This is a genomic window from Falsiroseomonas frigidaquae (genome assembly GCF_012163145.1).
GTDB classification, from domain to species: Bacteria; Pseudomonadota; Alphaproteobacteria; order Acetobacterales; family Acetobacteraceae; genus Falsiroseomonas; species Falsiroseomonas frigidaquae.
The window spans coordinates 713411-739544 of the sequence record NZ_JAAVTX010000002.1 but is presented as its reverse complement, the minus strand read 5'-3'; the positions used below and the strand labels follow the sequence as shown (position 1 = coordinate 739544).

Here is a 26134-nt window from a genome sequence, read left to right as displayed (position 1 = left end):
GAGCGATGGGGATGGAGGATGGCTGGCGCGACTCGGCCGCGTCCTGGATCGCGTGCCAGGGCGAAGCTGGCGATTACGGCCGCCGCTTCGTGCTGGATGCGCCGATGCTGGCACGGGTGGATCTGGCACCGGCGCGCCTGGCGCTGGATGTCGGCTGCGGCGAGGGTCGGTTCTGCCGCATGCTGCGCGCCCGCGGCATCGCCACCATCGGCATCGACCCGACCGAGCCGCTGCTGGAGGAAGCCAGGCGCCGCGATCCGGAGGGCGACTACCGCGCGGCGCGGGCGGAGGCGCTGCCCCTGCCGGATGGCGCCTGCGACCTGGTGGTGAGCTATCTCAGCCTGATCGACATCCCGGATCTGCCCGCCGCCATCGCGGAAATGTCCCGCGTGCTGGCCCCTGGCGGCCGCCTGCTGATCGCCAACCTGAACCCCTTCTTCACCGCGGGGCTGCCGGATGGCTGGGTGCGGCACGGCGATGCCGCGCATTTCGCCATCGACCACTACCTGGAGGAGCGCGCCGAGTGGGTTGGCTGGCGCGGCATCCGCATCCGCAACTGGCACCGGCCGATGAGCCGCTACATGGCCCTGCTGCTGGGCCAGGGTCTGGTGCTGACCCATTTCGATGAACCGGCGCCGCGCGAGGGCGGCGACCCGCACGCGGCGGCGCGCTACCGCCGCGTGCCCTATTTCCACATCATGGAGTGGCGCAAGCCTGACCTGGTCAGCTCTGCGCCGTGATCCCCCGCTCCCGCGCGATGGCGGCGAAGGTGTCGATGGTGCCGTCGAACTGCGCGGCGAATTCCGCCGGGCCGAGGCCGGAGGGCGCGAAGCCCAGCTCGGCCAGCCTTTCCCGCACCGTCGCATCGGCCAGCGCGGCCAGGATCGCCTGGTGCAGCCGCGCCTGGATGGGGGCGGGCGTGCCGGCGGGGGCGAACAGCCCGATCCAGGTGTCCTGCACGAAGCCGGGCGCGATGGTCTCCGCCGCCGTCGGCACCGATGGCAGGCTTGCGGGCCGCTCCGCGCCGGTGACGGCGAGCGGCACCAGCAGGCCGGATTGCGCATGCGGCAGGCCGGCGCTGAAGGTCAGCACGGCGGCATCGAGGATGCCGGCCAGCAGGTCCTGCACCACCGGGCCGCCGCCGCGATAGGGCACATGCTCCACCCGCAGCCCGCCCGCCGCGCGCAGCAGCAATTCGCTGGTCAGGTGCTGCGAGGCGCCGATGCCCGGCACGCCGACATTCAGCGCCCCCGGCCGCGCACGGGCGGCGGCGGCGAAATCCTGGATGCTGGCGAGGCCCGATTTCGGATGGGTGAAGATCGCCTGCGCGGCGGTGATCACCTGGGTGATCGGCACGAAGGCCCGGCGCAGCGCCGGGGCGCCGTCCACCGGCAGCGCCTCGGTCGCGGCGAAGGTGTCGTTCGCCAGCAGGATGGTGTGGCCATCCGCCGCGGCCCGCGCCGCGGCCTGCCCGCCGACCCGTCCGGCGGCGCCGCCGATATTCTCGACGACGATGGGCTGGCCCAGCTCCGCCGCCAGCGCCGGCTGCAGGATGCGCGCCAGCACCCCCACCGCGCCGCCCGGCGGCCAGGGCACCACCAGACGGATTGGCCGGTCCGGATAGGCGGCGGCGCGGGCCTGGGGCGCGAGGAGAGGCAGGCTGCCGGCGGCGGCCAGGGTCTGCAGCAGCAGGCGGCGGCGGAACCGCTGCGACGTGGGAAGGGGCATGACAATCTCCGGGGGCTGCGGATCGCGCCGACGCTGTCGGGCGCAAAATCCGGCTGTTCTTGGAAGATATTTTCTCCAAACCGTCCGGAGCGGTCAAACGAAAGACGAATTTTCTCCCTGACGCGCGCCCGCGCAAAAGCTGCGCGCCTTGCCGGCAGCGCGGCGCCGGATTCGTCGCCCTCGGTCCGTGAAGTCGGCTACAGCCCCGCGCCGGCCGGCACGATCACGCGCCCATCCGCATCCACCCGCGCCGGCACCGATTCCAGGCTTTCCCCGTAGCAGGGGCCGGAGGTGCATTCCCCATCCTCGATCCGGAACCGCGCGCCATGGGCGGAGCAGATGATGGCGCTGCGCTTGGCATCCAGGAAGCGATGCGGCGCCGGGTCCAGTGGCAGGCCGATATGCGGGCAGGAATTCACATAGACGAAGACCTGCGCCCCGCGGCGGATCGCGAACAGGCCGGTGAAGGCGCCCGGCGCCGGGTTGAAGCCGCGGCTTTCGCCATCGGGGATGTCCTCCAGCCGGCACAGCACCCGTTCATCGGCCGCCACCTCGCTCATCATTTCTCCAGTCCCAGCCGTGCATGCCATTCGGCGATGCTTTCCTTCGGGTATTCGCGGTGGCGCCGGTCGCCATCGGCGAAGCAGGGCTCCACCCAACTCGCCTTGGAGCCGAGCATCAGGTGGGTGTGTTCCGGCGGCACCGGCAGCTTCGTGTCGATGGCGGAGGCGAAGGGGTGCAGCAATTCGGGCCAGCGCGGGTCGAACAGCCACAGCGCGCTGCCGCATTCGCCGCAGAAATGGCGCTGGCCGGGGCTTTTGCGCGTGCGCTGGCCAGGCTCCCGCAGCCGCGCGTTGTAGACCTTCAGGTGCTTCGCGCCGCGCACCCGCAGCGTTGCCGCGTCGGCGGAGATGTTGATGGCATAGCCGCCGCCACCCTGGGTCTTGCGGCAGATCGAGCAGTAGCAGCGCTGGTAGGGGTAGGGATGCGCGCTTTCGCAGCGGAATCCCACCTTGCCGCAATGGCACGAGCCTTCCAGCCGCATCGCCTTACTTCCCTTTCCAGCCACCCAGTTTGCAGAGCTTCTTCCAATGCTCGGCCGAGACCGGCATCACCGAAAGCCGCGACATCCGGACCAAGGCGAGTTCGGTGAAATCCGGGTCCGCCTTGATCTCGGCCAGCGTCACCGGCTTCGGCATCGGCCCCACCGCCTTCATGTCGACGCAGACCCACTCCCCCTTGGTGCCCGGCTCCACGGACGGGTCGGGGTAGGCCTCGCGCGCCACCTCCACCACGCCCACGATCTCCTTGCCGATATTGGAGTGGTAGAAGAAGGCCAGGTCGTCCTGCTTCATCGCCTTCAGGTTGGCCTTGGCCATGTGGTTCCGCACGCCGGTCCAGGGCTCGATGCCGTTCGCCACCTGCTGGTCCCAGGAAAATGCGTCCGGCTCCGACTTCACCAGCCAGTACTGGCGTGCGGATGGCATCAGACCATCGCCCCGTCCTTGAAGACCATGCGGAAGGGCCGCACCTGCACCGTCTCGAACAGCCCGGCCTTGGCGTAGGGGTCGCCGGCGGCGAAGGCCTCCGCGGCCGCCTGGTCCTCGGCTTCCACCACCAGCAGGCTGCCGCAGGGCTTGCCCTCGGCATCCAGCACGGGCCCGACCACCACGAAGCGCGCCATTTCGGACTTCAGGTATTCCAGATGCGTCGGCCGCGTGGCCATGCGGAGGTCCAGGGAATTGGGCTTGTCGGTGCAGGTGATGGCGAACAGCATGGACGTCTCCCGGCGGGACAGGTTCAAATGGGCAGGGCTGGAAAGCAGCGGTTGCAATAAACAGACCTAACGCCCCCGGGCAACGGCTTCAATCCGGCGCGAAGCACCCTTACTCTAGGGGCGTGGACGCCAGACCCCTCATGCCCCGCGAACCGGGCCAGCCCATCGCCGCCCCGCCAGCGGGCGCGCGGTCCCTGCATCGCTTTGCCAATCCGGGGCGCTTCCTGCGGATGACCGGGCGGCTCATGCCCTGGCTCTGGGCGCTGGCGCTCGGCGTCACCGCCTGGGGCACCGCCTGGGCGCTGGGCTTCGCCCCGGCCGATTGGCAGCAGGGCGAGACGGTGCGGATCATGTATGTCCATGTGCCGATGGCCTGGCTCGCCATGGGCGGCTATTTCGGCCTCGGCATCCTTTCCATCATGTCGCTGATCTGGCGGCACCCGCTGGCGGACCTGGCGGCGCGGGAACTGTCGCCGGTCGGCGCCGCCGTCACCGCGCTCTGCCTGGCCACCGGCAGCCTATGGGGCAAGCCGATGTGGGGCACCTGGTGGGTCTGGGATGCGCGGCTGACCAGCGTGCTGGTGCTGTTCTTCCTGTGGCTCGGCCATGCCGCGCTGGTGCGCGCCTTCGACGAGGCCGATCGGGGGGCGCGCGCGGGCGCCATCCTGGCCCTGGTCGGGCTGGTGAACCTGCCGATCGTGAAATTCTCCGTCGATTGGTGGAATACCCTGCACCAGCCGGCCAGCGTCACCCGGCTGGATGCGCCGGGGATGCATGTGGACATGCTGTATCCGCTGCTGGTCTGCGCCCTGGGGTTTTCGCTGCTGTTCGGCGCCGTGGTGCTGGCCCGAACCCGCTCCGCGGTGATGGAACGCCGCATCCGCGCGCTGGAAACGGCCCGTGCCCGCCGCGCCGATATGAACGCGCAGGCGGGTTGATCCATGACAAGCCACTGGATTCACATCACGCTATCCTGGGCCGGTACGCTGGCTGTCTTCGGCGGCATGGCACTGGCCGCGGTGCTGCGGCAGCGCCAGGCGGTGGCGAAACTGAAGCGCCTCGATCCCCGGGGTGAGAGAGAGACATGACCCGCAAGCGCCGGCGCCTCTGGATCCTGCTGCTGTGTGCCATCGGCGTGGGCAGCGCCACCGCGCTGACCCTCACCGCCTTCCAGGACAATATCGTCTTCTTCCGTTCCCCCTCCGACATCGTGGCGGAGCGCCCGGCGCCGGAACGGTCCTTCCGCCTCGGCGGGCTGGTCGAGGCCGGCAGCGTGGAGCGGGAGCAGGCCGCGGCGGGAGATCGCCCGACCATCCGCTTCCGCGTGACGGATGGCGCCAACACCATCCCCGTCACCTACCAGGGCGTGCTGCCGGACCTGTTCCGGGAGGGCCAGGGCGTGGTCACCGCCGGTCGCTTCGGGCTGGATGGCATGTTCCGCGCGACCGAGGTGCTGGCCCGCCACGATGAGACCTACATGCCCCCCGAGGTCGCGGATGCGCTGAAGCGCGCCGGCCATTGGCAGCCCGAACAGGGCACGCCACCGCCGGCCGCCACCTGGAACACGCTGCAGCCAGCGGCGGGGCAACCCACCCGCACGGGCGGCAGCGGCACATGATCGCCGAGCTCGGTCATTTCGCGCTGGCGCTGGGCCTGATCCTGGCGCTGGCACAGGCGATCCTGCCGCTGCTGGGGGCGGAGATGCGGAACGGGCGGATGATGGCCACCGGCGCGCCCCTGGCGCTCGGCCAGTGCCTGGCGATCGCCACCGCCTTCGGCTGCCTGATGTATTCCTATGCGATCAACGACACGACGGTGGTGAACGTCGTGCAGAACAGCCATTCGGCCAAGCCGATGCTGTACAAGATCACCGGCACCTGGGGAAACCACGAGGGCTCCCTCCTCCTCTGGATCATGATTTTGGGAATTTGCGGCGCGGCGGTTTCCGCCTTCGGGCGCGAGCTTCCCACCGCGCTCCGCGCCCGCGTGCTCGGCGTGCTCGGCCTGATCTCGGTCGGCTTCCTCGCCTTCACCATCCGCACCTCGAACCCCTTCGAGCGGGTGTGGCCGCCGGCGCCGGATGGGCAGGGGCTGAACCCGATCCTGCAGGATATCGGGCTGGCGATGCATCCACCGCTGCTCTACCTCGGCTATGTCGGCTACGCCGTCACCTTCGCCTTCGCCATCGCCGCCCTGATCGAGGGCCGCGTCGATGCCGCCTGGGGCCGCTGGGTGCGGCCCTGGTCGCTGGCCGCCTGGTCCTTCCTGACGCTCGGCATCGCGCTGGGGTCCTGGTGGGCCTATTACGAGCTCGGCTGGGGCGGCTACTGGTTCTGGGACCCGGTCGAGAACGCCTCCCTGCTGCCTTGGCTGATCGGTACCGCCCTGCTGCATTCCGCCATCGTGGTGGAGAAGCGGGAGGCGCTGAAGACCTGGACCATCCTGCTGGCGATCATCGCCTTCGGCATGTCCCTGCTCGGCACCTTCCTGGTGCGCTCGGGCGTGCTGAACTCGGTGCATTCCTTCGCCAATGACCCGGAGCGCGGGCTGTTCATCCTCGGCCTGCTGATGTTCTACCTGGCCGGCGCCTTCCTGCTTTTCGCCTTCCGCGCACGCGCCATGATCCCCACCGGGATCTTCGCGCCGGTGTCCCGCGAGGGCGCGATCGTGCTGAACAACCTGCTGATCTGCTCCATCACCGCGGTGGTGTTCGTCGGCACGCTGTGGCCGCTGTTCGCGGATGCGCTGTTCGGCACCAAGGTCTCGGTCGGGCCGCCCTTCTTCAACTCGGCCAGCTTCCCGCTGGTGGTGCCGCTGCTGCTGGCCATGGCGGCGGGGCCGCTGATGCCCTGGAAGCGCGCGCAGTTTTTTCCAATCGTGATGAAGCTGTGGTGGGTGGCGGTGATCGCCTTCGGCGTCTTCTTCCTGGCGCTGCTGGCCTCGGGCCAGAAGGTCTTGCCGGCGGTGGGCTTCGCCTTCGCCGCATGGGTCATCGGCGCCGCCTTTGCCGATATCGCCGACCGCACCGCGCTGTTCCGGACCAATTTGAGAAATGCCTTCAGCCGGGCGAAGGGCCTGCCGCGCGCGGCCTGGGGCGCGGCCATTGCCCATGCCGGCATCGGCATCACCGCCGCCGGGATCGCCGGCATGGGGCTGGCGCAGGAACGGCTGGTCTCGCTGGCTCCGGGCGAATCCACCACGCTCGCCGGCTATGAATGGCGGCTCGACAGCGTCCGGGACGAGGTGGGCCCGAACTGGACCGCCCGCCGCGCCCACATCACCCTGCTGCGCGACGGGGCGGAGGTGCGGGTGATGACCCCCGCCCGCCGCTTCTTCCCGCTCGCCCGCCAGAACACCACCGAGGTCGCCATCCACACCAACCTCATCGCCGACCTCTACGCCGTGATCGGGGAGGAGGAGGCCGCGACCGGCCGCGCCGTGATCCGCCTGCACTACAACCTGCTGGCGCCCTGGATCTGGCTCGGCGCCGCCATCATGGCCCTCGGCGGCGGCCTGTCGCTGGCCGACCGGCGGGTGCGCGTCTCCGCCCCCAACCGCGCGGCGATCCGCGCCACCGGGGCGGCGCGCGCATGACACCGACCAGCCGCCGCTTGCTGCTGGCCGCGCCCTTCGCCATCGCCGCGGCGGGGGGCGTCGGCTTCTACACCGCGCTGCAGCGCCAGCGTTCCGGCGCCTACAACCCGCGCGGCGTGCCCTCCGCCCTGCTCGGCCAGGCCCCGCCGGCCTTCAGCCTGCCGCCGCTGCCGGAGTCGGGCGTCGAGGCCTTCGGCGCCGAGGATCTGCGCGGCCTGGGCCGGCCGGTTCTGGTGAATTTCTGGGCGAGCTGGTGCGTGCCCTGCATCATCGAACACCCGCAGCTGATGAAGCTGTCGCGCGAGGGCGTGCCGGTCTTCGGCATCGCCTACAAGGACAAGGCGCCCGACAGCCTCCAGTTCATCCGCCGCCACGGCAACCCGTTCCACCGCCTGGCGCAGGATGTGCCCGGCCGCGTCGCCATCGACTGGGGCGTCTATGGCGTACCGGAAAGCTACCTGCTGGATTCCCAGGGCATCATCCGCTGGCGCTATGCCGGGCCGATCACCGACGAAGTGCTGGAACAGGACCTCCGCATTCTCCTCCGTCGTCATGCTTAAGTCATGCCCTCAGACGGCGGGCGGCGGCTCCGCCGCCTTGCCTGATTCAAACCCTCAGACGGCGGGCGGCGGCTCCGCCGCCTTGCCTGCGCGCCCTGGACTGGCATGCCCGGCCGCACGGTTGGTCTGGGCGCGGCGCGCTTTCGCGCGTTCGGCCCGCTTTGCGGGCCGCATGGCGTTCCTTCTTTTGCTGCTGGCCGGCCCGGCCCTCGCCGTCACCAGCCCCGCCGACATGCTGCCCGATGCGGCGCAGGAGGAACGCGCCCGCACGCTGGGCCGCGAAATCCGCTGCATGGTCTGCCAGAACCAGTCGATCGAGGACAGCGAGGTCGGCCTGGCCCGTGACCTGCGGCTGCTGGTGCGCGAACGCATCTCGGCCGGCGACAGCGACGCGCAGGTGAAGGACTTCCTGCACGCCCGCTACGGCGATTTCGTGCTGCTGCGCCCGCCCTTTGCCTGGAACACGCTGATCCTCTGGGCCACGCCGCTGGTCGCGCTGCTGGTAGGCTTCGGCCTGATCCTGCTGGCCCGCCGCGGCACCGCCGGCATCGCACCCCCCGCGCCGCTGAGTGCGGAGGAACAGCGCCGCCTGGCGGAGATCGAGGCCGCGCTCAAGCTCAAGGACGGAACCAAGGCGTGATCTGGCTTCTGCTCGGCGGCCTCACGGTGCTCGCTTTGGCGCCGTTGGGCTGGATGCTGATGCGCCCCGCGCGCCTGCGCGGCCGGGCGGAGGCGGATCTCGCCTTGTACCAGGCCCAGCTGGCGGAGCTGGACCGGGAGTTGGAGACCGGGCGGCTCGATGCCGCGCAGCACCAGGCGGCGCGGCTGGAAGTGCAGCGCCGCATCCTGGCCGCGCCGGGCGACGCGGCCGATATCGGCACGCAAGGCCGCACCCCGGCGCTGCTCGCTGCCCTGCTGTTCCTGCTGCCCGCCGCGGCGCTCGGCCTGTATCTGGTGCGCGGCACGCCGGACATGCCCGCGGTGCCCTTCGCGGAACGCCAGCGCCTGGCGGAAGCGGAGGACCGGATGCTGGAGACGCTCCGCGCCCGCGTCGGCACGCTGGACCCCGCCAGCGAGATGGGCCGCCAGGGTCGCATCCTGCTCGGCAATGCCGAACGGTCCCGTGGCCGCATGGCAGAGGCCGCGACCGCCTACCGCGCCGCGCTGGCCGCACGCTTCGACCCGGAACTGGCCGGTGACCTGGCGGAGCTGGAGATCGAGCGCGGCGAGACCGAAGCCGCCAGCGCGCTGATCGCCCGCGCGCTCGGGTCCTCCCCGCAGGAACCGCGGCTGCGCTTCCTGTCCGGCCTGGCGGAGGCGCGCGCCGGTCGCGCCGAGAACGCCCGCCGCATCTGGCAATCGTTGCTGGCCGAGGCGCCGCCGGAAGCACCCTGGCGCCCGGTGGTGGAGCGGCAGTTGCAGACCTTGCCCTGAGAGGTCAGCGCAAAAAGTCGCGAAACCCGTCCTGCAGCGCCTGGCTCCGCCCTTCCCGCGTCACCTCCCATAGCGGGTTGTCCACGGCGAGCCTGGCGCCGCCATCGCGCGTCACGCCGCGCACCACCACCGGCGCCACCGCGCGGGTCTCGATGCCGAACAGGTCGAGCGGGATGCGGATGAAGATGCCACGGTCGAAGCTGCCCTCGCCGAACTGGCTGAAGGGCACGTCGGTCAGCGTGGCGAAGCCGCCGATCTCGATGCCGCTGGCGAAGCGGCGCGAGAGCTCGACCGTCGCCCCCCAATCCCCGGCCAGGTATCGCCCGGCCCGGACCACGCCCTGCAGATTGTGCCAGGGCAGGTCGGCATAGGCTGAGACATGCCCGGTGGTCACATGATAGCCGAGCACGCCGAGCTGCTGGTCGTAATCCCGCTGCGCCACCTGCGCGACATCCACGCCGAGCGCCCAGGGCCGGTCATGCGGCCGCCACAGCACCTCCGCGGACACGCCCGCGAACATCGGCTCCAGATAACCCGCGGTGACGCGGCCGAAGAGATCCGGCCCCAGCCCCCAGATGCCTTCGCCATACAGTGCCGGGATCGCCGTCTCCCCCTCCCGCGCATAGCGCGCGGCTTCGCTGCGCACGCGCGGCAGCAGGCTGTCCGAGGGCGGCGCGCCCGCCAGGTTACCGGCCAGGGCGCGGGAGAGGCTGCCGGCCACGGCGAATCCCTGCCCGATCTCCCAGCGCGCCCCCAGCACGGCCGCGGCCTGCCAGCGCAGCGTGCGGGACGGATCGCCGAGCAGCACCGAAAGCCGCGGCTCCGCGCCCCAGGCGAAGCCGGACCCGCCGCCCATCAGCCCGAAGCGATCGGCGCCGGCCGGCTCCAGCGTGCTGGCGAAGAACAGCTCCTCCGCACTGCCATCGCCACGGCTCGCCGCCTCCATCGCGCGGCGCGGCAGGGTCAGGCGGGCCACCTCCACCCCCGCCTGGCGCCAGGACAGGCGCAGCCTCTCGAACCCCCGTGGCAGATGCGGCTGCACCGCGCGCAGAACCCGTCCCGCAGCCCCCGCCAGCCGGCGTTGGCGGCCGCCCGCCACAGCAATCCGCGCCTCGGCGCCCGCGATCTCCACCGCCACCGGGCGAAAGCCGGCCCGGCGCAAGGCCTCCCGCATCGCAGCCTCGGGTGCCGGGGGCGAAACAGGGCGCGCGCCGAGCGCCGGCAGCGCCGCCCGCTCCGGCACCCGGTCGGGGTCGAAGCGGGCGGACAGCCGAAACAGCAAATCCGTGCCATGCACCCAGTCCAGCCCGGCATCCAGCCAGCCATTCGACCAGTGCAGCCCGTAATTCAGCCGGCTCCGCGCCTCGCCGCGCAACCCCGTGGTCCGCGCCGGCCAGCCGCCACGCTCATCGCGCAGCGCATCGCCCGAATACTCGACCTTGGCGCGCAGGCCCTCGATGCCGCCGAACGGGGTCCAAAGCTCCGGCAGCGAATACTCCAGCCCGCCGAACACCGCCGCCTGCTCGCCCCGGAAGAAGGGGAAGGTGTTGATCGAGCCACCCTCTCCCACATCCCGCGGCCGATCCTCGAAACGCGGCGACAGGCTGGTCAGCGGATTGCCGAGATCATCCCCGGTGCCCAGCCGTCCCCAGCCGATGCCCAGCGTCGCATCCCAATTCCCGAAGCGCTTGGACGCCACGACATACTCGCCGGAATACAGCCCGGTGCCGATGAAATCCTGCAGCCCCACAGCCACCGCCGGCACCCAATCCGACTCCGTCAATAGCCGCAGCTTCACATCGAAGGACCGGTCCGTGGTCATCCCCGCGCCACTCGTCCCATCAAGCCGCTCCGCCAGCCGGAAACTCGTCTCCAGCCACGGCAGGGCCTGCCAGTTCAGGAAGTGAAAGCGCCGCTGATGCCGCAGGGACGACCCGGCCTCCACCACCCCATCCGGCCGGAACCGCGCATTCCGCATCTCGATCAGTCCAACGCCGCCATAGCTGGACCCCGTCCCCGGCACCTCCTGCGCCACGGCGGTAGCGGGCAGGAACAGCGTGAGGGCGAGGGCGGCGCGGCGTGATTTGCAGGAGGGACGCTGTCCCCCCTGCACCCCCCTGCCAAGGGTCAATGGACCCTTGGAACCCCTTGATTCATGAGCAGGACGGGAGAGGGGGCTCGCGGTCGCGCTGGACCGGCGGGCGCTCCGGCCCCCTCTCCCGTCCTGCTCAAAGGTCCTGTGGTCCAGGAGGCCACTGCCTCCTGGTGGGGGGTGCAGGGGGGCAAAGCCCCTCCTGCGAAGCCACCCGCGCAGACCCTTCTTCCTCAACGCAGCTCCCGCGCGATCACGGCCAAGGCGGCGGAGGAGATGGTGACCTGGCTCAGCACCTGGGTCAGGTCGCGGATGAAGCCCCAGGTTTCGTAGGGGGAGGGGTCCTGGGGCACGACGACCAGGCTGCCGGGGGGGATGGGTGGGCCGCCGGCCTGCCAGCCCGAAAGTCCCGCCGGGGCGGCCTGGCCGTTCGGCAGCACGACGAAGGCGCGGGCGCTGTCGGCGAAGCGCTGGGCGCCGCCGGCGGCGCGGGCGTAGTCGCTGGCGCGCCAGCCGGATCGGAATTGCAGGCTGCCCGGGTTCAGCACGGCGCCGACAACCGTCACCTCGTTGGGGCGTTTCGGAATGACGATCAGGTCGCCCGGTTCCAGCAGCACGTCGCGTTCCGGGTGGGCGGCGAGTTGCACCGGGTCGGCCTCCACCACCATGCGTCCGGCGGCCTGCGCCTGGCGCAGCGAGGCGGCGAGTTCGCGCCCGGCGGTGATGGCGCTGCCGACATCCACCCCCTGCGCGCGCCCGCCGGCCACCGCCTGCCCGGCGGCCACCTGGACCAGGGAGGTTTCCAGGTCGCGCGCCGTCCGCGCAAAACCTTCCTGCTGGCGGCGGCGTACGCTGTCCCGGGTGAAGACGGCGCCGTAGGGGTAGGCCTGGGGTGTCAGCCCGCCGGCGCGGGCCAGCAATTCGGACAGGCGCTCGCCACGGCGGATGTCGTAGCTGCCGGGGCGGAGTGCCTCGCCGGCCAGCACCACGGGGCCGCTTTCGCGGTCCGAGAAGCCGCGCGGCACGCGCAGCACGTCGCGCGGTGAAAGCCGCACGGCGCGGAAATTGCGGGATCGCAGGTCCAGCAGCAGGCGGGACAGCGGCTGCGCGCCGGATTGGTCGGTGGGCTCGCGGGCCAACTCCACGGCGGACAGGTCGGCGCCATCGGTGGCGCCGCCGGCGGCGGCCAGCAGCAGGTCCAGCCCGGTGTCGTCCAGCAGCGGGAACAGGCCGGGCTGGCGTACCTCGCCGCTCAGCAGCACCGCGGAATCCAGCAGGAAGCCCAGCAGCTGCGGATAGTCGAGGAATACCTGCGGGCAGCCCGGCGCGCCGATATCCGGGAAGCCGGCGCCGCGGGCGTGGGCGAAGCGGGCGGGGGCGCTGCGGGTGGCGATGGCGAGCTGGGTCAGCGCCGGGCAGGCGTCCTCGCCCGGCGCCTCCCCACGCAGCGCCCGCTGCACCGGCGGGCTTGCGAGCCAGGCGATGTCGCTGTTGCCGAGCACGATCACCTCGTCGCCCTCGGCCAGCGCAAGGTCGCTGGTGCCTTGCAGGGTGCGGGACAGGTCGAAGGGGATGAAGCTGCGGCTGCGCGTGACCGGGTCCAGCCGCAGGATGACGGACAGCCGCGGATAGGGGTCCGGCCGCACCAGCCTGGCGTCGCTCAGCAGTGATCGCAGCGTGGCGCCGCCGCGGCCGACGGCGCGGGTGACGGGGGCGGAGACGTGGCCGGCGAGGCGAAGCTGGTTCGCCACCACATCGGCGCCGGGTTGCACCAGCACGCTGTCGCCGCGGCGCACGGCATCGCGCGGCCCGATCTCTGCGAAGCTGCGGCCGCCACCGGCCTGGGTGCCCTGCACCAGGAAGCGGTTGCCGGCCGGGCGCAGCGGGTCGCCGGCCAGGCGCAGCAGGGTGGCGAGCGGCGCGCTGGTGGCGCGGGCGGGCAGTTCGTAGATGCCCGGGCGCGTCACCTCCCCGGCCACGGCGACGACGCTGCCGAGCGGCGGCACGATGATGCGCTCGCCTTCGCGCAGCGCCAGATCCACCTCCGCCCCTTCGCCGGTGATCACGGCGTAGAGGTCGATGATGCGGCGGCCGCGGGGGCCTTCGACGCGGATGGCGCGCAGGCTGCCGGTGCGGCGCGGCCCGCCGGCCTGCATCAGAGCATCGAGCACGGAGGACAGCGCGGTGACCGTCTGCATGCCCGGCCGCTGCACCTCGCCGGCCACGAAGATGGCGATCTGCCGCACCTGGCCGATCGAGAGGAATATCTCGGTGCCCGGCATGTCCCGCGCCACGCGGGCCTCGAGGTCGGCGCGCAGCGCGCCCAGGGTGCGGCCGGCGGCCGGGATCGGTGGCAGGTCCGGGGTCAGGATGGTGCCGTCGCGCTGCACCCGCAGGTTCAGCGTGGCGCGGGTGCGGCCGCGCAGCGCCAGCACCAGCTCATCCTCCCGGCCGATGAGGTAGTCCTCCGGCAGGGCGCCGGATTGGCTCGGGGCGCGGCTGGTGCTGGTGAAGCTGTCATAGCCGAATTGCCGCAGGGCCAGGCCGAGGCGTTCGGCGAAGAAGGCCTCGGTGTGGGACGGCGCCTCGCTGGCCGGTGGTGCGGCGGCGGCCGGGGCGGTGGGGAAGGCGGGCGCGCTGGGTGCGGGCAGCGGGCCGGGTGAGACCGGACCGCCCGAAACCGGGCTGCGCCCGGTGGCGGCGTCGCGCATGCGCTGCAGGATTTCCTGCTGCGCCGCCAGCGGCAGGGTCGGCACCGGGAGCCCGCCGGGCAGCAGGGAGGGCAGGGCAGGCGGCGCCAGCGTCGCGCCTTCCGAACCCTGGCCGGAGAACTGCGCATGCGCCGGGGCGCCGGCCGCCAGCAGGGCCCCCAGCAGGCCCCCAGCCAAGCCGTGCCGGCAGCGAAATATCAACTCCAGGATGAATTGCATTTTCATTGTTCAGCCTGTGTGTAGCATAAGCATGTGATTCATGTCTGACCAACTCCCATTCACTCCTGAACAGGACGCCTGGGTTGCAACCGCGGCGGATCGTCTCCGTCGTGCCGCGGGCAGGCTCGGCTGGTTGTGGTTCAAGGCGGATGTCGCCTGGCGGCTGGGCGCCCGGCCGGTCGGGCTGATGCTGCTGCACCGCGCCAGCCTTGCCGCTGGCCTGCCGCAGCGCCGCCTGGCGGTCGGCGCGGTTCCGGCCGGCCATTTCCTGCCCCGCACCGCCGCCCCGGCGCCGGCCCTTCCGGCCGGGATGGCAGGCCGTCTGCGGGCCGCCGTCGCCACCCTGCCGGCGAGGCCCGACTGGCATGGCGGGTACGACCCTGCCGCCCCCGCGCTCGGGCTGGACCTGTTCGCCGGCGGCGACATCCGCCCGGTGTGGGAGGCGAGCCGCCTCGGCGGGCTGCTGCTGCTGGCCCAGGCGGCGCGGATCGACCCCCGCGGCGGCCATCTGGCGCAGGCGGAGGCGATGCTGGCGTCCTGGTGTGCCGCCAATCCCGCCTTCCGTGGCCCGGCCTGGGCCTGTGGCCAGGAAGCCGCGCTGCGGGCGCTGTCGCTGGCCCTGGCACTCGCATTGCTGGATGCGGACCGGGATCCGCCGCCGGCCGCGCGCGGCCTGCTGGCGCTCTGCGAGCAGCGCATCGCTGCGACGCCGGCCTATGCCGCGGCGCAGGACAACAACCACGCCATCTCCGAGCCTGCCGGCGCCTTCGCCTGCGCCCTGCTGCGGCGCGATGCCGCCGCCGCCGGTCGGGCCGCACGGCATCTCTCGGCAGCCGTGGCGCGGCTGGTGGCGCCGGATGGCGGCTTCGCCCAGGTCTCGGCCGGCTATGCGCGGCTGGCGCTGGATGTGCTGTCGATCGCCGAATGGCTGCGCCGGCGGCATGGCGCGCCGGATTTTCCCGCGCCTCTCGCCGACCGCGCCGCGGCGCTGGCAGGCTGGCTGCACCGGGTGGTGGCGGCGGCGGATGGCAGCGGCCCGGCGCTGGGGGTGGAGGATGACTCCGCCTTCGCCGATCTCGGCCTGCACGGGCCGGCCGATGCGCGCGGCAGCGTCGAACGGGCGGCGCGGATCTTCGCAGGGGCCGGCGCCGATCTGCCGGAGGAGGCGGGCTGCGTTTGGCTTGGCCTGCCCACACCCGCGTCGCGGCTGCCGCGCCCGGCCCGCTGGCGGGCATCCGGCAGCCAGGGCTGGGCGGCGGCCGGCGCCACCGGCCTGCTGCGGACCGGGCCTTTGAGGACGGGGACTCTGAAACCGGGGCCGCTGCGTTTCCGCCCCTCGCAGCCGGATCTGCTGCATTTCACCCTGCGCGACGGGCCCCGCGCGGTGCTGCGCGATGGCGGCACCGGCGCCTACAACCCGGCCGCGCCCTGGTGGTGGCAGGCGCTGGCCAGCGGCGCCGCACATAACGCCGTGCTGTTCGACGGGGCCGAGCCGATGCCGCGCCTCGGCCGCTTCCTGTTCGCCCGCTGGCCGAGGCTGCGTGACCTGCCGGATGGCGCGGCGCGGCGGGATGCGGCGGGGCATCGCCATGCGCGCCGCGTGCAGGTGCGGGGGCGCGTCTGGAGCGTGACGGATGAACTGGCCGGCCGCTTCCACATTGCCACCCTGCGCTGGCGCCTGCCTGCGGGGGATTGGCGGCTGTGCGGCCCGGTTGCCGAGGCCGGCCGCCTGCAGCTCCGGGTCGAGAGCGACGCCGCCCCCGCGGCGCTGTCCCTGGCGCTGGAGCGTGGCTGGCACAGCCCCGCCTATGGCGTCATCGCGCCCTGCCCGGTGCTGCGCGTCACCGCGCGCGCCCCGGTCACCCGGCTGGTGACGTGGATCCGGCTGCCGGAAAGGGAGGAGGCGTGATGCCGCTGGAGGTGCTGATCCTCCGGCTCTGGCGGCTGCGGCTGCGGGTGGCGCTGGTGGCCCTGCTGCTGTCCGGCGCCGGCGCCGGCACGCTGTTCGCCCTGCCGCGCAGCTTCGTGGCGGAGGCCGTGGTGGCGCCGTCGGAGACGACGGGCATCGCCACCTCCTCCCTTCTCTCGGCCTCGCCTGCCTTCTCCGGCCTGCTGGACCCGCGGCCGAGCGGCAACTTCGCCATCTACCTGGGCGCGCTGCGCTCCGCCGAGGCGGCGATGCGGCTGGTGGAGGCGACGCCGCTGCTGGCGCTGCTGAACGAACGGCGCGCCGCCGGGCCGGCCGGGGCGCTGCGCCGGGCGCTGGGCCTGCGGATGGAAATGGACCTGGACGATGCGCGCAACTGGCTGGCCCGCAACCTGGCGGTGACGCAGACGCTGGGCTCGGTGACCTGGACGCTGTCGCTGGCGCATCCGGATCGGGACCAGGCGCTGGACGCGCTGCGCCATCTGCATGCCTTCGCCGAGGCCAAGGTCCGCGCCGACCTGGAGGACATGGCCCGCCGCCGGGTGGTGGCGCTGGAGGCGCGGCTGGTGCGGGAACAGGACCTGTATATCCGCCAGTCGCTGTACGAGATGCTGGCGCAGCAGCAGCGCGTCGGCCTGGTGGTGGCGGCGGATGAGGCGGTGGCGGCGCGGCTGGTTTCCGCACCGCTAGTGGAACAGCGCGCCTCCCTGCCCAACCGGCCATTGCTGCTGCTGCTGTTGCTGGTGACGGCGCCGCTGGCCGCGCTGGCGGTGGTCGCCGCCGGCATCCTGCTGGCCCGGCCGCTGCCGGATGGCCCGGCGATGCCGCACCAAGCCTACCGCATGGAGCCGGCGGAATGAGTGGCTGGCTGCTCGCCTGGCTTGCCGGCGCGCTGGCCGGGGTGCTGCAGATGGCCGGCGCGCTGAAGACCACACCGGCGCTGGCGGCGCTGCCCTTCGATCTCACGCTGTTCAGCCTGGTGCCGCTGCTGCCGTTGCTGGCGCTGCTGCTGGTGACCCGGCGCTGGCAGGTGGCGCCCGCCTTGGCGCTGCCGCTGGCCGCCGCGGCGCTGCTGTGGCTGTGGCTGGTGGTGGCGGGAAGCTGGTCCGCCTCCCGCCTCATCCTGACGCAGAAGCTGCCGGAGCTGGCCCTGGCGGCGCCCGCCATGCTGGCCGCCGGGCTGCTGGTGGGGGCGGAGCCGGTGGCGCGCGCCGCGCTGTGCCGGGTGACGCTGGGCATCGGCCTGCTGCTCGGCGGGCTGGTCGGCTGGTCCGCCCTGGCCGGCTGGCAGGCGCTGGACCTGGAGCAGACGCGGCTGCATCACCAATTGGCCGGCCTCGCCTTGGCCAGTGCCGCGGCGCTGGCGGCGCTGGCGGCGGTGGAGGCGCGGGGCCTGCTGCGGTTGGCCTGGCTGGCGGCGGTCGCGGGCCTCGGCGCCGCCGCGCTGCTGCCGGGCGGGCGCACGGCGCTGGCGGCGCTGGTGCTCGGCGTGGCGTTGGCGCCGGCGCTGCGGCTCGGGCGGCGCGGCGGGCTTGCCTGGCTGCTGGCGGTGCTGGCGGCGCTGGCGCTGGCGAGCGTCTGGCTGCTGCGCCACCCCGACCTGGCCGAGGGGCTTCGCACGCTGGAACGGCTGACCGCGGAACCCGCGGGGCTGGAGGCTCGGCAGGGCCTGTGGCAGGCGGCTTTGGGCTGGGCCGGGCTGGCGGCGCCCTGGGGCCTCGGCACCGGCGGCTTCACCATCGCGGCCGGCCATGGCGAATGGCGCGGCCTGTACCCGCACAACCATGCGCTGGAGGCGCTGGCGGAGGGCGGGCTGCCCGGGCTGGTGCTGTGGCTCGGCGCCTTCGGCGGCGCGGCGCTGGCCATGGCGGCGCTGGCCCCGGGCGTGGCGCCGGCGCGGCTGGCGCGGATCGCGGCGCTGGTGCTGCCGGTGGCGATGACCATCATGGTGTCCACCGACCTCGGCAACCGCATGGCGTGGTTCGCCCTTGGCCTCGCGCTCAGCCTCGGCCTGACGCTGCGCGCCCCGCCAGAAGCGGGGTTGCAGGATGTATGAGCGGTTCGGCAAGCGCTTGCTGGACGTGGTGGGCGCGCTGCTGCTGCTGGGACTGCTGGCGCCGGTCTTCCTGGCCGTGGCAGTGGCGGTCCGGCTGCGGCTCGGCTGGCCGGTGCTGTTCGTGCAGCCGCGTGCCGGGCGGGGCGGGCAGCCCTTCACCCTGCTGAAGTTCCGATCGATGGCGCCCGGTCCGGCCCCGGACGCCGAAAGGCTGACCCGCTTCGGCCAGGTCCTGCGGGCGAGCGGGCTGGATGAGCTGCCGCAGCTGGTGAACGTGCTGCGCGGGGAGATGAGCCTGGTCGGGCCGCGGCCACTGCCGCTGTCCTACCTGGCGCATTATTCCGCCCGCCAGGCGCTGGGGTTGCGGGTGCGGCCGGGGCTGGTCGGGCCGGGCGTGGCGGCCGGGCGCAACGCCGTCGCCTGGCCGCAAAGGCTGGAGCTGGGGGCCGAATATGCCGCCGCCCCGCTGCGGCTGCACCGTGACCTGTGGCTGGCGCTGCGCAGCCTGCTGGTGCTGCTGCGTGGCCAGGGGGCGACGGCGCCGGGGCATGCGACGATGCCTGCCTTTGCCGCACTGCCGGACGGCCCGCGCCGGCAGGGCGAGTAGGTCCCCGGCACGGTTGCATTCTTCGGGCAGCTTTCAGGGAATGCTTGATCTTACGTTAACGAATCAACCATGATGACATCCGTCGTGCATCAAATTCTATTTACTGGTTCATCATGGCATTCCCCCAGGCCTTTCCCGCCGCCGCCGCCGTGCTGCCCTTCCCGGGCCGCCAGGCGGCGCTGCGGCTGGCGCTGTCCCCGCCGCATCTGGCAGGCACCGAGATCGAGGCTCTGCGCGCCACGCTGGAATCCGGCTGGCTCGCCCCCGCCGGTCCCGCGCCGGTGGCCTTCGAGGCGGCGCTCGGCCGCACCACCGGCTTCGCCGCCAGCCTTGCCACCACCTCCGGCACCGCGGCGCTGCACCTGGGCTACCGCGTCCTGGGCGTGCAGCCAGAGGATGAGGTCTGGGCGCCGGCGCTGACCTTCGTCGCCACCGTGGCGCCGGCGGTGCAGATGGGCGCGGTGCCACGCTTCCTGGACGTGACGCCGGATGGCTGGGGCATGGACCCGGCCCTGCTGGCGGAGGAACTGGCCGCGGCGGCGCGGCGCGGCAGGCTGCCGCGGGTGGTGGTGCCGGTGGACCTGTACGGCCAGTGCTGCGACCTCGACGCCATCATCGCCGCCTGCGACCGCTGGGGCGTGCCGGTGATGTGCGACAGTGCCGCCGCGATGGGCGCGCAGCAGCGCGGCGGCCGGCATGCCGGGCGGGGCGCGCGGCTGGCGGTGTTCTCCTTCAACGGCAACAAGATCATAACCGCCGGCGGCGGCGGCGCCCTGGCCAGCGACGACCCGGCCCTGATCGCCCGCGCCCGGCACCTGGCCGGCCAGGCCCGCGAAGCCTGGCCGCATTACGAGCATGAGACCACCGGCTACGCCTACGGCATCTCCTCCGTCCTCGCCGCCATCGGCCTGGCGCAGTTGCCGGCGCTGGAAGCGCGGGTGCTGCGCCGCCGGGCGATCTTCGCCACCTATGCCGAGGCGCTGGCCGACCTGCCCGGCCTCGGCTTCATCGCCGAGCCGGCCTGGGGCCGCGCCAATCGCTGGCTGACCGTGCTGCGGGTGGACCCCGCCGGCTTCGGCGCGGACCGGGAGCATCTGCGCCGGGCGCTGGATGCGGCGGGCGTCGAAAGCCGCCCGGCCTGGAAGCCGCTGCACCTGCAGCCGGCCTTCCGGGACGCGCCGCAGACCGGCGGCGGCGTCGCCGCGGCGCTGTTCGAGACCGGGCTCTGCCTGCCCTCCGGCAGTGGCATGGCGCCAGCGGACCAGGACCGGGTGATCCAAGTGGTGCGCCACCATGCGCGACGCTGAAGATCGCCACCTGTCCGGCGACGGCCGCGGGGCCGGGCCGGGAACGGGTGCGGAGCCTGGGACGCGGCGAGCATTGGGCGGCGGGCCGGCCGGGCTTCGGATCCTGTACCTGCACCAGCATTTCTCCACCCCCAACGGCACCACCGCCACCCGCGCCTGGCACCATGCCGGCGCGCTGGCCGCCGCCGGGCATGCCGTGACGCTCGCCTGCGGCCGCTACGACGGCGCCGCCACCGGCCTCGACGGCCCCTTCCGCCGCGGCCGGCGCCAGGGCCGGATCGCTGGCTTCGAGGTGGTGGAATTCGACATACGCTGCGGCAACAGCCAGGGGCTTCTGGCCCGCACCGGCGCCTTCCTGCGCTTCGCTGCCGGCGCCAGCCGGCTGGCGCTGGGTACGGCCTGGGACATGATCATCGCCTCCTCCACCCCGCTGACGGTGGTGATCCCGGCGCTGCTGGCGCATCGGCTGCGCGGCACGCCCTTCATCTTCGAGATCCGCGACCCCTGGCCCGAACTGCCGGAGGCGCTGTCCCGCCGCAGCGGGCAACTGCCACTTCCTGGCCGGGAGGCACCGCCGCGCGGCGGGGTGGTGCCGCGGCCCGTGCTGCGGCTGATGGGCCTGCTGGCCGATGCCGCCTGCCGCCACGCCGCTGCCGTGGTGGCGCTGACCGAGGGCATGGCGCGCGTCGCGCTGGAGCGCGGCACGGAGCCGGACCGGCTGCGGGTGCTGCCGCAGGGCGCCGACCTGGTGCTGTTCCACCCGGGCATCGCGCCCTGGCGCCCGCCCGGCATCTCGGTGCAGGAATCGATGGCGGTCTATGCCGGCGCGCATGGCAGGGCGAATGGCCTGCACCAGCTGCTCGACGCCGCCGCGCGGCTGCGGCGCACCGGCCTGCACCTGGTGCTGGTGGGGGAGGGTGCCGAAAAGCCGGCGCTGATGGCCCGCGCCGCGGCGGAACAGCTTCCCGTCACCTTCCTGGAGCCAATGCCGAAGGCGCATCTCGCCCGGCTGCTGGCGGCGGCCGAGATCGGCCTGCTGTGCCTGGCCCCGGTGCCGGAATTCGCCGAATGGACGGCGCCGAACAAGCTGGCGGAGGGGCTGGCTTCCGGCCTGCCGATGGTCACCAACGTGCCCGGCCGCGCGGCGCGGCTGCTGGCCGAGGGGGGCTGCGGCCTGGCCGTGCCGGCGGGCGATGCGGATGCGCTGGCGGCGGCGCTGCTGGCTCTGGCGACCGACCCGCCGCGGCGCCAGGCCATGGCCCGCGCCGCGCGCATCGTGGCGGAGCGGCAGTTCGACCAGCGGCGGATCGCCGCGCGGCTGGTGGCGGTGGTGGAGGCGGTGGCCGGCCACGCGCCGCGCCGGGCGACGCCACGGCGCGACCGCGCGCAGGCGGGATGAGCCAGTTGTGATGACCGGGCCCGGGCCGCCCCTGCTGCTGATGCTGTCGGCGGCGCATCCCGCCACGGATGTGCGGATCGTGGCCAAGGAAGGCGCGGCGCTGGCCGCCGCCGGCTTCCGGCTGCGCCACCTGGCGCCAAGCTCGGCACCCGCTTTGGCCGGCGCCGTGCCCGAGAGCCTGCACGGGGTGGCGCTGGAGACCTTCGCCGGGCCGCGCCGCTGGGCCGGCCGGCTGTGCGGCATCCCCGCCCTGGCGCGCCGGGCGGCCGCGCTGCGGCCGGCCGTGATCCACGCGCATGAGCCGGATAGCTGGCTCGCCGCGCTGCTGGCGGCACGGCGCTGCGGCGCGCGGGTGGTGCTGGATGTGCACGAGCACTACCCCTCCCGCCTCGACCCCGCGCTGCCGGCGGCGCTGCGGCCGCTGCTGGCGCCGCTGGCCCGCGCGGCGATGCGGCTGGCCTGCCGGGCGATGGCGGCGCGGGCGGATGCGGTGGTGCTGGCGAAGGATGGGCTGGCGGCGGATTTCGCCGGCGCGCGGCGCTGCATCGCGGTGCGGAACTACGCCAACCCGGTGCAGGTCACGCCGCGCCGTCACGCCGCCGGGCCGCCGATCCTGCTGCATCTGGGCGCGCTGGGCGCCAGCCGCGGCGCGCTGCTGCTGCCGGCGCTGCTGGCGCGGCTGCCCGGTGCGCGGCTGCGGCTGGTCGGCCGCTTCACCGATGGCAGCGAGACCGAATTCTGGTCCCGTGCCCGGGCGCTCGGCGTCGCCGGGCGGATCGAGGCGCTGGGCTGGATGGAGCGGGAGGCGGCGCTGCGGGTGGCGGCGGCATGCGACATCGGCCTGGTGCTGTTCCAGCCCGGGCTGGAAAACCACCGCCTGGCGCTGCCGCACAAGCTGTTCGACTGCATGCTGGCGGGCCTGCCGGTGATCGTGCCTGATTTCGCCGAGGAGGTCCGCGCGGTGGTGCGGGAGGCCGATTGCGGCCTGGTGGTGGATGTGGCGGAGGTGCCGCGCCTTGCCGAGGCCGTGCGCGCGCTGGCCGATCCGGCGCTGCGGGCCAGGCTCGGCGCGCGTGGCCGGCGGGCGGCGCTAGGGCGCTTCGGCTGGGCGGCGGAGGCGGCGCGGCTGGTACGACTGTATCACGGGCTGCTGGCGGCGCCGGCGGCCGGGGCTTCACCGGCCGGCCCGGCGCGGCCGGCAGCGGGCGCCTTCCGGACCAGCCAGCGATAGACGCCGGCGGCGTTCAGCACCAGCAGCACCAGGTTGGTCAGACCGAGCTGGCTTTCCTGTTCCAGTTGCGCGGCGCCCAGCCAGCAGGCGGACCCAGTGGCCAGCACGGCGAAGCCCCAGCCGGTGGCGCGGCGGCCGAGATCGGCCGCGGTCATGCCGGCACCGCAGATGGTGCAGCCCGTCGCCATCCATTTGAGGATTTCCGCCAACCCCATCTTCACGCGCCCGCCTGCCGGTTGAGCGGGCCCAACGCGGGGCGGGGCGGGGCGTTGCGCCCGAGGCGCGGTCAGCCCTTTCGCCGAAGGCGCGCTCAGCCCCCCTGGGCCGGAGGCAGTCAACCCGTCCGCTGGAGGCGCGCTCAGCCCTTGCGCTGGAGGCGCGCTCAGCCCTTGCGCTGGAGGCGCGCTCAGCCCTTGCGCTGGAGGCGCGCTCAGCCCCTGCGCCGGAGGCGGCTCAGCCGGTGACGGCGTAGCCCTCTGCCGTCACCAGCGCGGCCAGTTCGGCGCGGTCCAGGCTGGTCTCGGCGCGGACCAGCCCGCCGGGCAGGTCCACCTGCACCCGCGCCTGCGGGTCGCGCGCCTGGATCGCCTGGGTCACTGCGCGCACGCAGTGACCGCAGGTCATCCCGGCAACCTTCAATTCCTCGGTCACTCCCGTATGCCCTCCAGCTCCGCGATGATCGGGCAATCCGGCCGGTCGTCGCCGTTGCAATGCTGCGCCAGGTGGCGAAGGCTGTCAGCCACCGCCTGCAGCGAGGCCGCCTTGCTCTCCAGCGCCGCCACATGGTCCAGCGCCATCTGCTTCACATCGGCGCTGGCCCGCGACCGGTCGCGCCACAGCGCCAGCAGCCGGCGGATATCCTCCAGCGGGAAGGCGAGGTCCCGCGCATGGCGGATGAAGCGCAGCACCGCCACGTCCTGCGGGCCGTAGCTGCGATAGCCGTTCGGCCGGCGCGTCGCCTCGATGAGACCGATCGCCTCATAGTGGCGGATCATCTTTGCCGAGACGCCGGAGCCGGCGGCGGCCTCGCCGATATTCATCCCCTGGTTCACGCGCGGGAGGCCTGTGCCCCTGGCTTTGCCGGCCGCCAGCGGGACAGCAGCAGCGCGTTGGTCAGGACCGAGACCGAGGACAGCGCCATCGCCGCCCCCGCCAAGGGCGGCGACAGCAGCCCGGCCGCCGCCAATGGGATGCCGAGCAGGTTGTATGCGAAGGCCCATGCCAAATTCTCCTGCAGCTTGCGGTAGGTTCGACGGGTGATGTCGAGGGCCGCCGGCACCAGCGCCGGGTCCCCCCGCATCAGGGTGATTCCGGCCGCCGCCATGGCGACATCGGTGCCGGTGCCCATGGCGATGCCGAGATCGGCGGCGGCCAGGGCCGGTGCGTCGTTCACGCCATCGCCGACCATGGCGACGCGGGCGCCGTCGCGGCGCCAGGCCTCGATGGCCTCCAGCTTGTGCTGCGGCAGCACCTCGGATTCGACCCGGGTGATGCCGAGCGCACGGGCGGCGGCCTGCGCGGCGGCGGGGCTGTCGCCGGACAGCATGGCGACCTCCACCTTCAGGTCGCGCAACGCCTGCACGGCGCCGGCGGCCTGCGGCTTCAGCGCATCCTCGAAGGCCAGCAGGCCGAGCACCTGGCCAGCCTGGGGCGCCAGCAGCCAGGCGAGGCTGCGCCCGGCGGTGGCCTCGGCACGGCCCCATTCGGCCAGCTCCCGCGCCTCCAGCCCGGATTCGGCCAGCATGCGGGGCGAGCCGAGCACCAGGCGCTGGCCCTCAACCATCGCCTCCACGCCGCGCCCGGGCAGGGCGCGGAAGCCGGTGACGGCGGGGATGACGCCTGCCTCCTGGCGTTGCGCGGCCAGCACGGCACGGGCGAGAGGATGTTCGGAGCCGGCCTGCAAGGCGGCGGCCAGGTTCAGCAGCTTGTGCCTCTCCATGCCCTTCGCGGGGTGCAGGGCGGCCAGGCGCGGCTGGCCCTCGGTCAGCGTGCCCGTCTTGTCGAAGGCGACCAGCGTGATGCTCTGGCCGCGCTCGATCGCCTCCGCATCGCGAACCAGGATGCCGGCGCGGGCGGCTGCCCCGGTGCCGGCCATGATGGCGGCCGGCGTGGCCAGGCCGAGCGCGCAGGGGCAGGCGATGACCAGCACCGCCACCGCATGCAGCAGCGCCGCCTCCACCCCCGCGCCCGCCAGCAGCCAGTAGCCCAGCGTGCCGGCGGCGATCAGGATGACGACGGGCACGAAGACCGCCGCCACCCGGTCCACCAGCTTCTGCACCGGGGCGCGGCTGGCCTGGGCGGCGGAGACGAGCGCGGCGACGCGGGCCAGCGTGGTATCGCCGCCCACCGCCGTGGCGCGCAGCACCAGGCGGCCATCCAGCACCAGTGTACCGGTGGACAGCTTCGCACCGGGCGCCTTTTCCACCGGGCGGCTTTCGCCGGTCAGCGCGCTTTCATCGACGCCGGCCTCGCCCTGTTCCACCGTGCCGTCCACCGGCACGCTTTCCCCCGGGCGCAGCACCACCACGTCGCCTACCACCAGGGATGCCGCCGGTACCTCGCGCTCCGTGCCATCCTCGGCCAGCAGGCGGGCGGTGCGGGGGCGCAGGTCGAGCAGGGCGCGCAGCGCGGCGCCGGTGCCGCGGCGGGCGCGGGCTTCCAGGTGCTTGCCGAGCATCACGAACAGGATGACGACGACCGCCGCCTCGAAGTACAGCATGTCCCCTTGGGCGTGACTGTGCCCGCCGCCATGCTGCAGCAGCAGCACCAGGGACAGGCCGAAGGCGGCGGAGGTGCCGATGGCGACCAGCAGGTCCATGTTGCCGGTGCCGGCGCGCAGTGCCGCCCAGCCGGCGCGGTAGAAGCGGGCGCCGAACCAGAACTGCATGGGCAGGGCCAGCGCGAGCTGGACCCAGCCATTCGGCATCCAGTCCTGGCCCAGCCCCATGCCCACCATGCCGGCCAGGAAGGGCGCCGCCAGCAGCGCCGCCACCAGCAGGTCGCGCCGCTGGGCGGAGAGCTTCGCGGTCGCCGCCGCTTCCTCCGCCGCGCCATCCTCCGGCGTCGCGGCAAGGCGGTAGCCGGCGCGGGCCAGCGCGGCGGCCAGCACGCTGTCCTCCACCGGCAGCAGCAGCCGCAGCGTCGCCTGTTCCGAGGCGAGGTTGACCGAGGCGGAGGCCACCCCCGGCACCGCGGCCAGCGCCCGCTCGACGCGGCCGGCACAGCTGGCGCAGGTCATGCCCTCCACCCCGATGCGGCGCTGCGTCTCCGGCACCACATAGCCGGCGCGCTGCACCGCGGCGGCCAGCGCCTCCACCGGCGCGCTGCCCTGCACCTGCGCCCGTTCGGAGGCCAGGTTCACGCGGGCCTCCACCGTGCCGGGCACGGCGAGCAGCGCACGTTCCACACGCCCGGCGCAGCTCGCGCAGGTCATCCCCTCGATCGGCAGGGACAGGCGGGGAAGGGTCTGAGGCGAGGCCTCGGGCATCTGGG

At 73.4% G+C, this 26134-nt stretch carries 26 protein-coding genes; 15 read left to right on the top strand and 11 right to left on the bottom strand.

Annotation, left to right across the window (positions count from 1 at the left end):
- Positions 1-11: 11 nt before the first annotated feature.
- A complete protein-coding gene (locus HB662_RS07915; protein WP_209443153.1) occupies positions 12-740 on the top strand; it encodes a class I SAM-dependent methyltransferase in 729 nt (242 codons plus the stop codon).
- Here the strand turns inward: HB662_RS07915 and HB662_RS07910 are convergent.
- The 5 genes from HB662_RS07910 to HB662_RS07890 all read right to left on the bottom strand — a co-directional run bounded on the left by HB662_RS07910 (position 724) and on the right by HB662_RS07890 (position 3505).
- Complete coding sequence (locus tag HB662_RS07910) at positions 724-1728, bottom strand: Bug family tripartite tricarboxylate transporter substrate binding protein (protein WP_168048932.1); 1005 nt, start codon at positions 1726-1728, stop codon at positions 724-726. The two genes, HB662_RS07915 and HB662_RS07910, sit on opposite strands and share 17 nt — an antisense overlap.
- Before the next feature lie 197 nt (positions 1729-1925).
- Positions 1926-2288: a Rieske (2Fe-2S) protein gene (locus HB662_RS07905; protein WP_168048930.1), complete on the bottom strand. Its 363-nt coding sequence runs from the start codon at positions 2286-2288 to the stop codon at positions 1926-1928.
- Positions 2288-2773 carry a GFA family protein gene (locus tag HB662_RS07900; protein WP_168048928.1) on the bottom strand — a complete coding sequence of 162 codons (486 nt, stop codon included), beginning with the start codon at positions 2771-2773 and terminating at the stop codon, positions 2288-2290. Before HB662_RS07900 ends, HB662_RS07905 begins: the two co-directional genes overlap by 1 nt.
- A gap of 4 nt (positions 2774-2777) precedes the next feature.
- Positions 2778-3215, bottom strand: coding sequence for an EVE domain-containing protein (locus HB662_RS07895; RefSeq protein WP_168048926.1), 438 nt, complete (start codon positions 3213-3215; stop codon positions 2778-2780).
- Positions 3215-3505 carry a YciI family protein gene (locus HB662_RS07890; protein ID WP_168048924.1) on the bottom strand — a complete coding sequence of 97 codons (291 nt, stop codon included), beginning with the start codon at positions 3503-3505 and terminating at the stop codon, positions 3215-3217. Before HB662_RS07890 ends, HB662_RS07895 begins: the two co-directional genes overlap by 1 nt.
- Before the next feature lie 140 nt (positions 3506-3645).
- Here HB662_RS07890 and HB662_RS07885 point away from each other — a divergent pair, with 140 nt between their 5' ends.
- The 7 genes from HB662_RS07885 (at position 3646) to ccmI (ending at position 9093) form a co-directional block, all read left to right on the top strand.
- Complete coding sequence (locus HB662_RS07885; protein WP_168048922.1) at positions 3646-4443, top strand: heme ABC transporter permease; 798 nt, start codon at positions 3646-3648, stop codon at positions 4441-4443.
- Positions 4444-4446: 3 nt separating this feature from the next.
- Positions 4447-4593 carry a heme exporter protein CcmD gene (gene ccmD / locus HB662_RS07880; RefSeq protein WP_168048920.1) on the top strand — a complete coding sequence of 49 codons (147 nt, stop codon included), beginning with the start codon at positions 4447-4449 and terminating at the stop codon, positions 4591-4593.
- Positions 4590-5123 carry a cytochrome c maturation protein CcmE gene (gene ccmE, locus HB662_RS07875; protein ID WP_168048918.1) on the top strand — a complete coding sequence of 178 codons (534 nt, stop codon included), beginning with the start codon at positions 4590-4592 and terminating at the stop codon, positions 5121-5123. The genes ccmD and ccmE overlap by 4 nt, the downstream gene beginning before the upstream one ends.
- The gene (locus tag HB662_RS07870) at positions 5120-7099 is read left to right on the top strand and encodes a heme lyase CcmF/NrfE family subunit (protein WP_168048916.1); all 1980 of its coding nucleotides are present in this window, start codon (positions 5120-5122) and stop codon (positions 7097-7099) included. Before ccmE ends, HB662_RS07870 begins: the two co-directional genes overlap by 4 nt.
- Positions 7096-7659, top strand: coding sequence for a DsbE family thiol:disulfide interchange protein (locus HB662_RS07865; protein WP_168048913.1), 564 nt, complete (start codon positions 7096-7098; stop codon positions 7657-7659). The genes HB662_RS07870 and HB662_RS07865 overlap by 4 nt, the downstream gene beginning before the upstream one ends.
- A gap of 172 nt (positions 7660-7831) precedes the next feature.
- A complete protein-coding gene (locus HB662_RS07860; protein WP_168048911.1) occupies positions 7832-8299 on the top strand; it encodes a cytochrome c-type biogenesis protein in 468 nt (155 codons plus the stop codon).
- The gene (ccmI, locus tag HB662_RS07855) at positions 8296-9093 is read left to right on the top strand and encodes a c-type cytochrome biogenesis protein CcmI (protein ID WP_168048909.1); all 798 of its coding nucleotides are present in this window, start codon (positions 8296-8298) and stop codon (positions 9091-9093) included. Before HB662_RS07860 ends, ccmI begins: the two co-directional genes overlap by 4 nt.
- A 4-nt stretch (positions 9094-9097) precedes the next feature.
- Here ccmI and HB662_RS07850 read toward each other — a convergent pair whose 3' ends face one another.
- Together HB662_RS07850 and HB662_RS07845 are read right to left on the bottom strand one after the other, a co-directional pair.
- Positions 9098-11206, bottom strand: coding sequence for a YjbH domain-containing protein (locus HB662_RS07850; RefSeq protein WP_168048907.1), 2109 nt, complete (start codon positions 11204-11206; stop codon positions 9098-9100).
- Positions 11207-11418: 212 nt separating this feature from the next.
- The gene (locus HB662_RS07845; RefSeq protein ID WP_168048905.1) at positions 11419-14115 is read right to left on the bottom strand and encodes an SLBB domain-containing protein; all 2697 of its coding nucleotides are present in this window, start codon (positions 14113-14115) and stop codon (positions 11419-11421) included.
- 40 nt (positions 14116-14155) lie between these two features.
- Here HB662_RS07845 and HB662_RS07840 point away from each other — a divergent pair, with 40 nt between their 5' ends.
- From HB662_RS07840 to HB662_RS07810, 7 genes are all read left to right on the top strand, one after another.
- A complete protein-coding gene (locus HB662_RS07840) occupies positions 14156-16024 on the top strand; it encodes a heparinase II/III domain-containing protein (protein ID WP_168048902.1) in 1869 nt (622 codons plus the stop codon).
- Entirely contained in the window at positions 16024-16902 is an 879-nt protein-coding gene (locus tag HB662_RS07835; RefSeq protein WP_168048899.1) for a hypothetical protein, read from the top strand. The genes HB662_RS07840 and HB662_RS07835 overlap by 1 nt, the downstream gene beginning before the upstream one ends.
- Positions 16899-18098 (top strand): O-antigen ligase family protein, encoded by a 1200-nt coding sequence (locus HB662_RS07830; protein ID WP_168048896.1) that lies wholly within the window; start codon positions 16899-16901, stop codon positions 18096-18098. The genes HB662_RS07835 and HB662_RS07830 overlap by 4 nt, the downstream gene beginning before the upstream one ends.
- Complete coding sequence (locus tag HB662_RS07825; RefSeq protein ID WP_168048893.1) at positions 18091-18705, top strand: sugar transferase; 615 nt, start codon at positions 18091-18093, stop codon at positions 18703-18705. The genes HB662_RS07830 and HB662_RS07825 overlap by 8 nt, the downstream gene beginning before the upstream one ends.
- A gap of 113 nt (positions 18706-18818) precedes the next feature.
- Positions 18819-20012: a DegT/DnrJ/EryC1/StrS family aminotransferase gene (locus HB662_RS07820; protein WP_168048890.1), complete on the top strand. Its 1194-nt coding sequence runs from the start codon at positions 18819-18821 to the stop codon at positions 20010-20012.
- Entirely contained in the window at positions 19999-21411 is a 1413-nt protein-coding gene (locus HB662_RS07815; protein ID WP_168048886.1) for a glycosyltransferase family 4 protein, read from the top strand. Before HB662_RS07820 ends, HB662_RS07815 begins: the two co-directional genes overlap by 14 nt.
- Positions 21412-21421: 10 nt before the next feature.
- Positions 21422-22642: a glycosyltransferase gene (locus HB662_RS07810; protein WP_168048883.1), complete on the top strand. Its 1221-nt coding sequence runs from the start codon at positions 21422-21424 to the stop codon at positions 22640-22642.
- Here HB662_RS07810 and HB662_RS07805 read toward each other — a convergent pair.
- From HB662_RS07805 to HB662_RS07790, 4 genes are all read right to left on the bottom strand, one after another.
- Positions 22552-22863, bottom strand: coding sequence for a hypothetical protein (locus tag HB662_RS07805; protein ID WP_168048880.1), 312 nt, complete (start codon positions 22861-22863; stop codon positions 22552-22554). The genes HB662_RS07810 and HB662_RS07805 overlap by 91 nt on opposite strands.
- Positions 22864-23095: 232 nt before the next feature.
- Positions 23096-23293, bottom strand: coding sequence for a heavy-metal-associated domain-containing protein (locus HB662_RS29660; RefSeq protein WP_342449465.1), 198 nt, complete (start codon positions 23291-23293; stop codon positions 23096-23098).
- Positions 23290-23694 (bottom strand): Cu(I)-responsive transcriptional regulator, encoded by a 405-nt coding sequence (cueR, locus tag HB662_RS07795; RefSeq protein ID WP_456305467.1) that lies wholly within the window; start codon positions 23692-23694, stop codon positions 23290-23292. Before cueR ends, HB662_RS29660 begins: the two co-directional genes overlap by 4 nt.
- The gene (locus HB662_RS07790) at positions 23691-26129 is read right to left on the bottom strand and encodes a heavy metal translocating P-type ATPase (protein WP_168048876.1); all 2439 of its coding nucleotides are present in this window, start codon (positions 26127-26129) and stop codon (positions 23691-23693) included. Before HB662_RS07790 ends, cueR begins: the two co-directional genes overlap by 4 nt.
- Between the last annotated feature and the right edge of the window lie 5 nt (positions 26130-26134).

Coding starts and splice junctions, on each gene's coding strand:
- HB662_RS07830 (WP_168048896.1), top strand. CDS start 16,899: ATGAGTGGCTGGCTGCTCGCCTGGCTTGCCGGCGCGCTGGCCGGGGTG.
- HB662_RS07885 (WP_168048922.1), top strand. CDS start 3,646: ATGCCCCGCGAACCGGGCCAGCCCATCGCCGCCCCGCCAGCGGGCGCG.
- HB662_RS07910 (WP_168048932.1), bottom strand. CDS start 1,728: ATGCCCCTTCCCACGTCGCAGCGGTTCCGCCGCCGCCTGCTGCTGCAG.
- ccmD (WP_168048920.1), top strand. CDS start 4,447: ATGACAAGCCACTGGATTCACATCACGCTATCCTGGGCCGGTACGCTG.
- HB662_RS07905 (WP_168048930.1), bottom strand. CDS start 2,288: ATGAGCGAGGTGGCGGCCGATGAACGGGTGCTGTGCCGGCTGGAGGAC.
- HB662_RS07890 (WP_168048924.1), bottom strand. CDS start 3,505: ATGCTGTTCGCCATCACCTGCACCGACAAGCCCAATTCCCTGGACCTC.
- HB662_RS07895 (WP_168048926.1), bottom strand. CDS start 3,215: ATGCCATCCGCACGCCAGTACTGGCTGGTGAAGTCGGAGCCGGACGCA.
- HB662_RS07845 (WP_168048905.1), bottom strand. CDS start 14,115: ATGCAATTCATCCTGGAGTTGATATTTCGCTGCCGGCACGGCTTGGCT.
- HB662_RS07790 (WP_168048876.1), bottom strand. CDS start 26,129: ATGCCCGAGGCCTCGCCTCAGACCCTTCCCCGCCTGTCCCTGCCGATC.
- HB662_RS07835 (WP_168048899.1), top strand. CDS start 16,024: ATGCCGCTGGAGGTGCTGATCCTCCGGCTCTGGCGGCTGCGGCTGCGG.
- HB662_RS07810 (WP_168048883.1), top strand. CDS start 21,422: ATGACCGGGCCCGGGCCGCCCCTGCTGCTGATGCTGTCGGCGGCGCAT.
- HB662_RS07915 (WP_209443153.1), top strand. CDS start 12: ATGGAGGATGGCTGGCGCGACTCGGCCGCGTCCTGGATCGCGTGCCAG.
- HB662_RS07860 (WP_168048911.1), top strand. CDS start 7,832: ATGGCGTTCCTTCTTTTGCTGCTGGCCGGCCCGGCCCTCGCCGTCACC.
- HB662_RS07840 (WP_168048902.1), top strand. CDS start 14,156: ATGTCTGACCAACTCCCATTCACTCCTGAACAGGACGCCTGGGTTGCA.
- HB662_RS07900 (WP_168048928.1), bottom strand. CDS start 2,773: ATGCGGCTGGAAGGCTCGTGCCATTGCGGCAAGGTGGGATTCCGCTGC.
- HB662_RS07865 (WP_168048913.1), top strand. CDS start 7,096: ATGACACCGACCAGCCGCCGCTTGCTGCTGGCCGCGCCCTTCGCCATC.
- HB662_RS07870 (WP_168048916.1), top strand. CDS start 5,120: ATGATCGCCGAGCTCGGTCATTTCGCGCTGGCGCTGGGCCTGATCCTG.
- HB662_RS07815 (WP_168048886.1), top strand. CDS start 19,999: ATGCGCGACGCTGAAGATCGCCACCTGTCCGGCGACGGCCGCGGGGCC.
- HB662_RS07825 (WP_168048893.1), top strand. CDS start 18,091: ATGTATGAGCGGTTCGGCAAGCGCTTGCTGGACGTGGTGGGCGCGCTG.
- ccmE (WP_168048918.1), top strand. CDS start 4,590: ATGACCCGCAAGCGCCGGCGCCTCTGGATCCTGCTGCTGTGTGCCATC.
- HB662_RS07820 (WP_168048890.1), top strand. CDS start 18,819: ATGGCATTCCCCCAGGCCTTTCCCGCCGCCGCCGCCGTGCTGCCCTTC.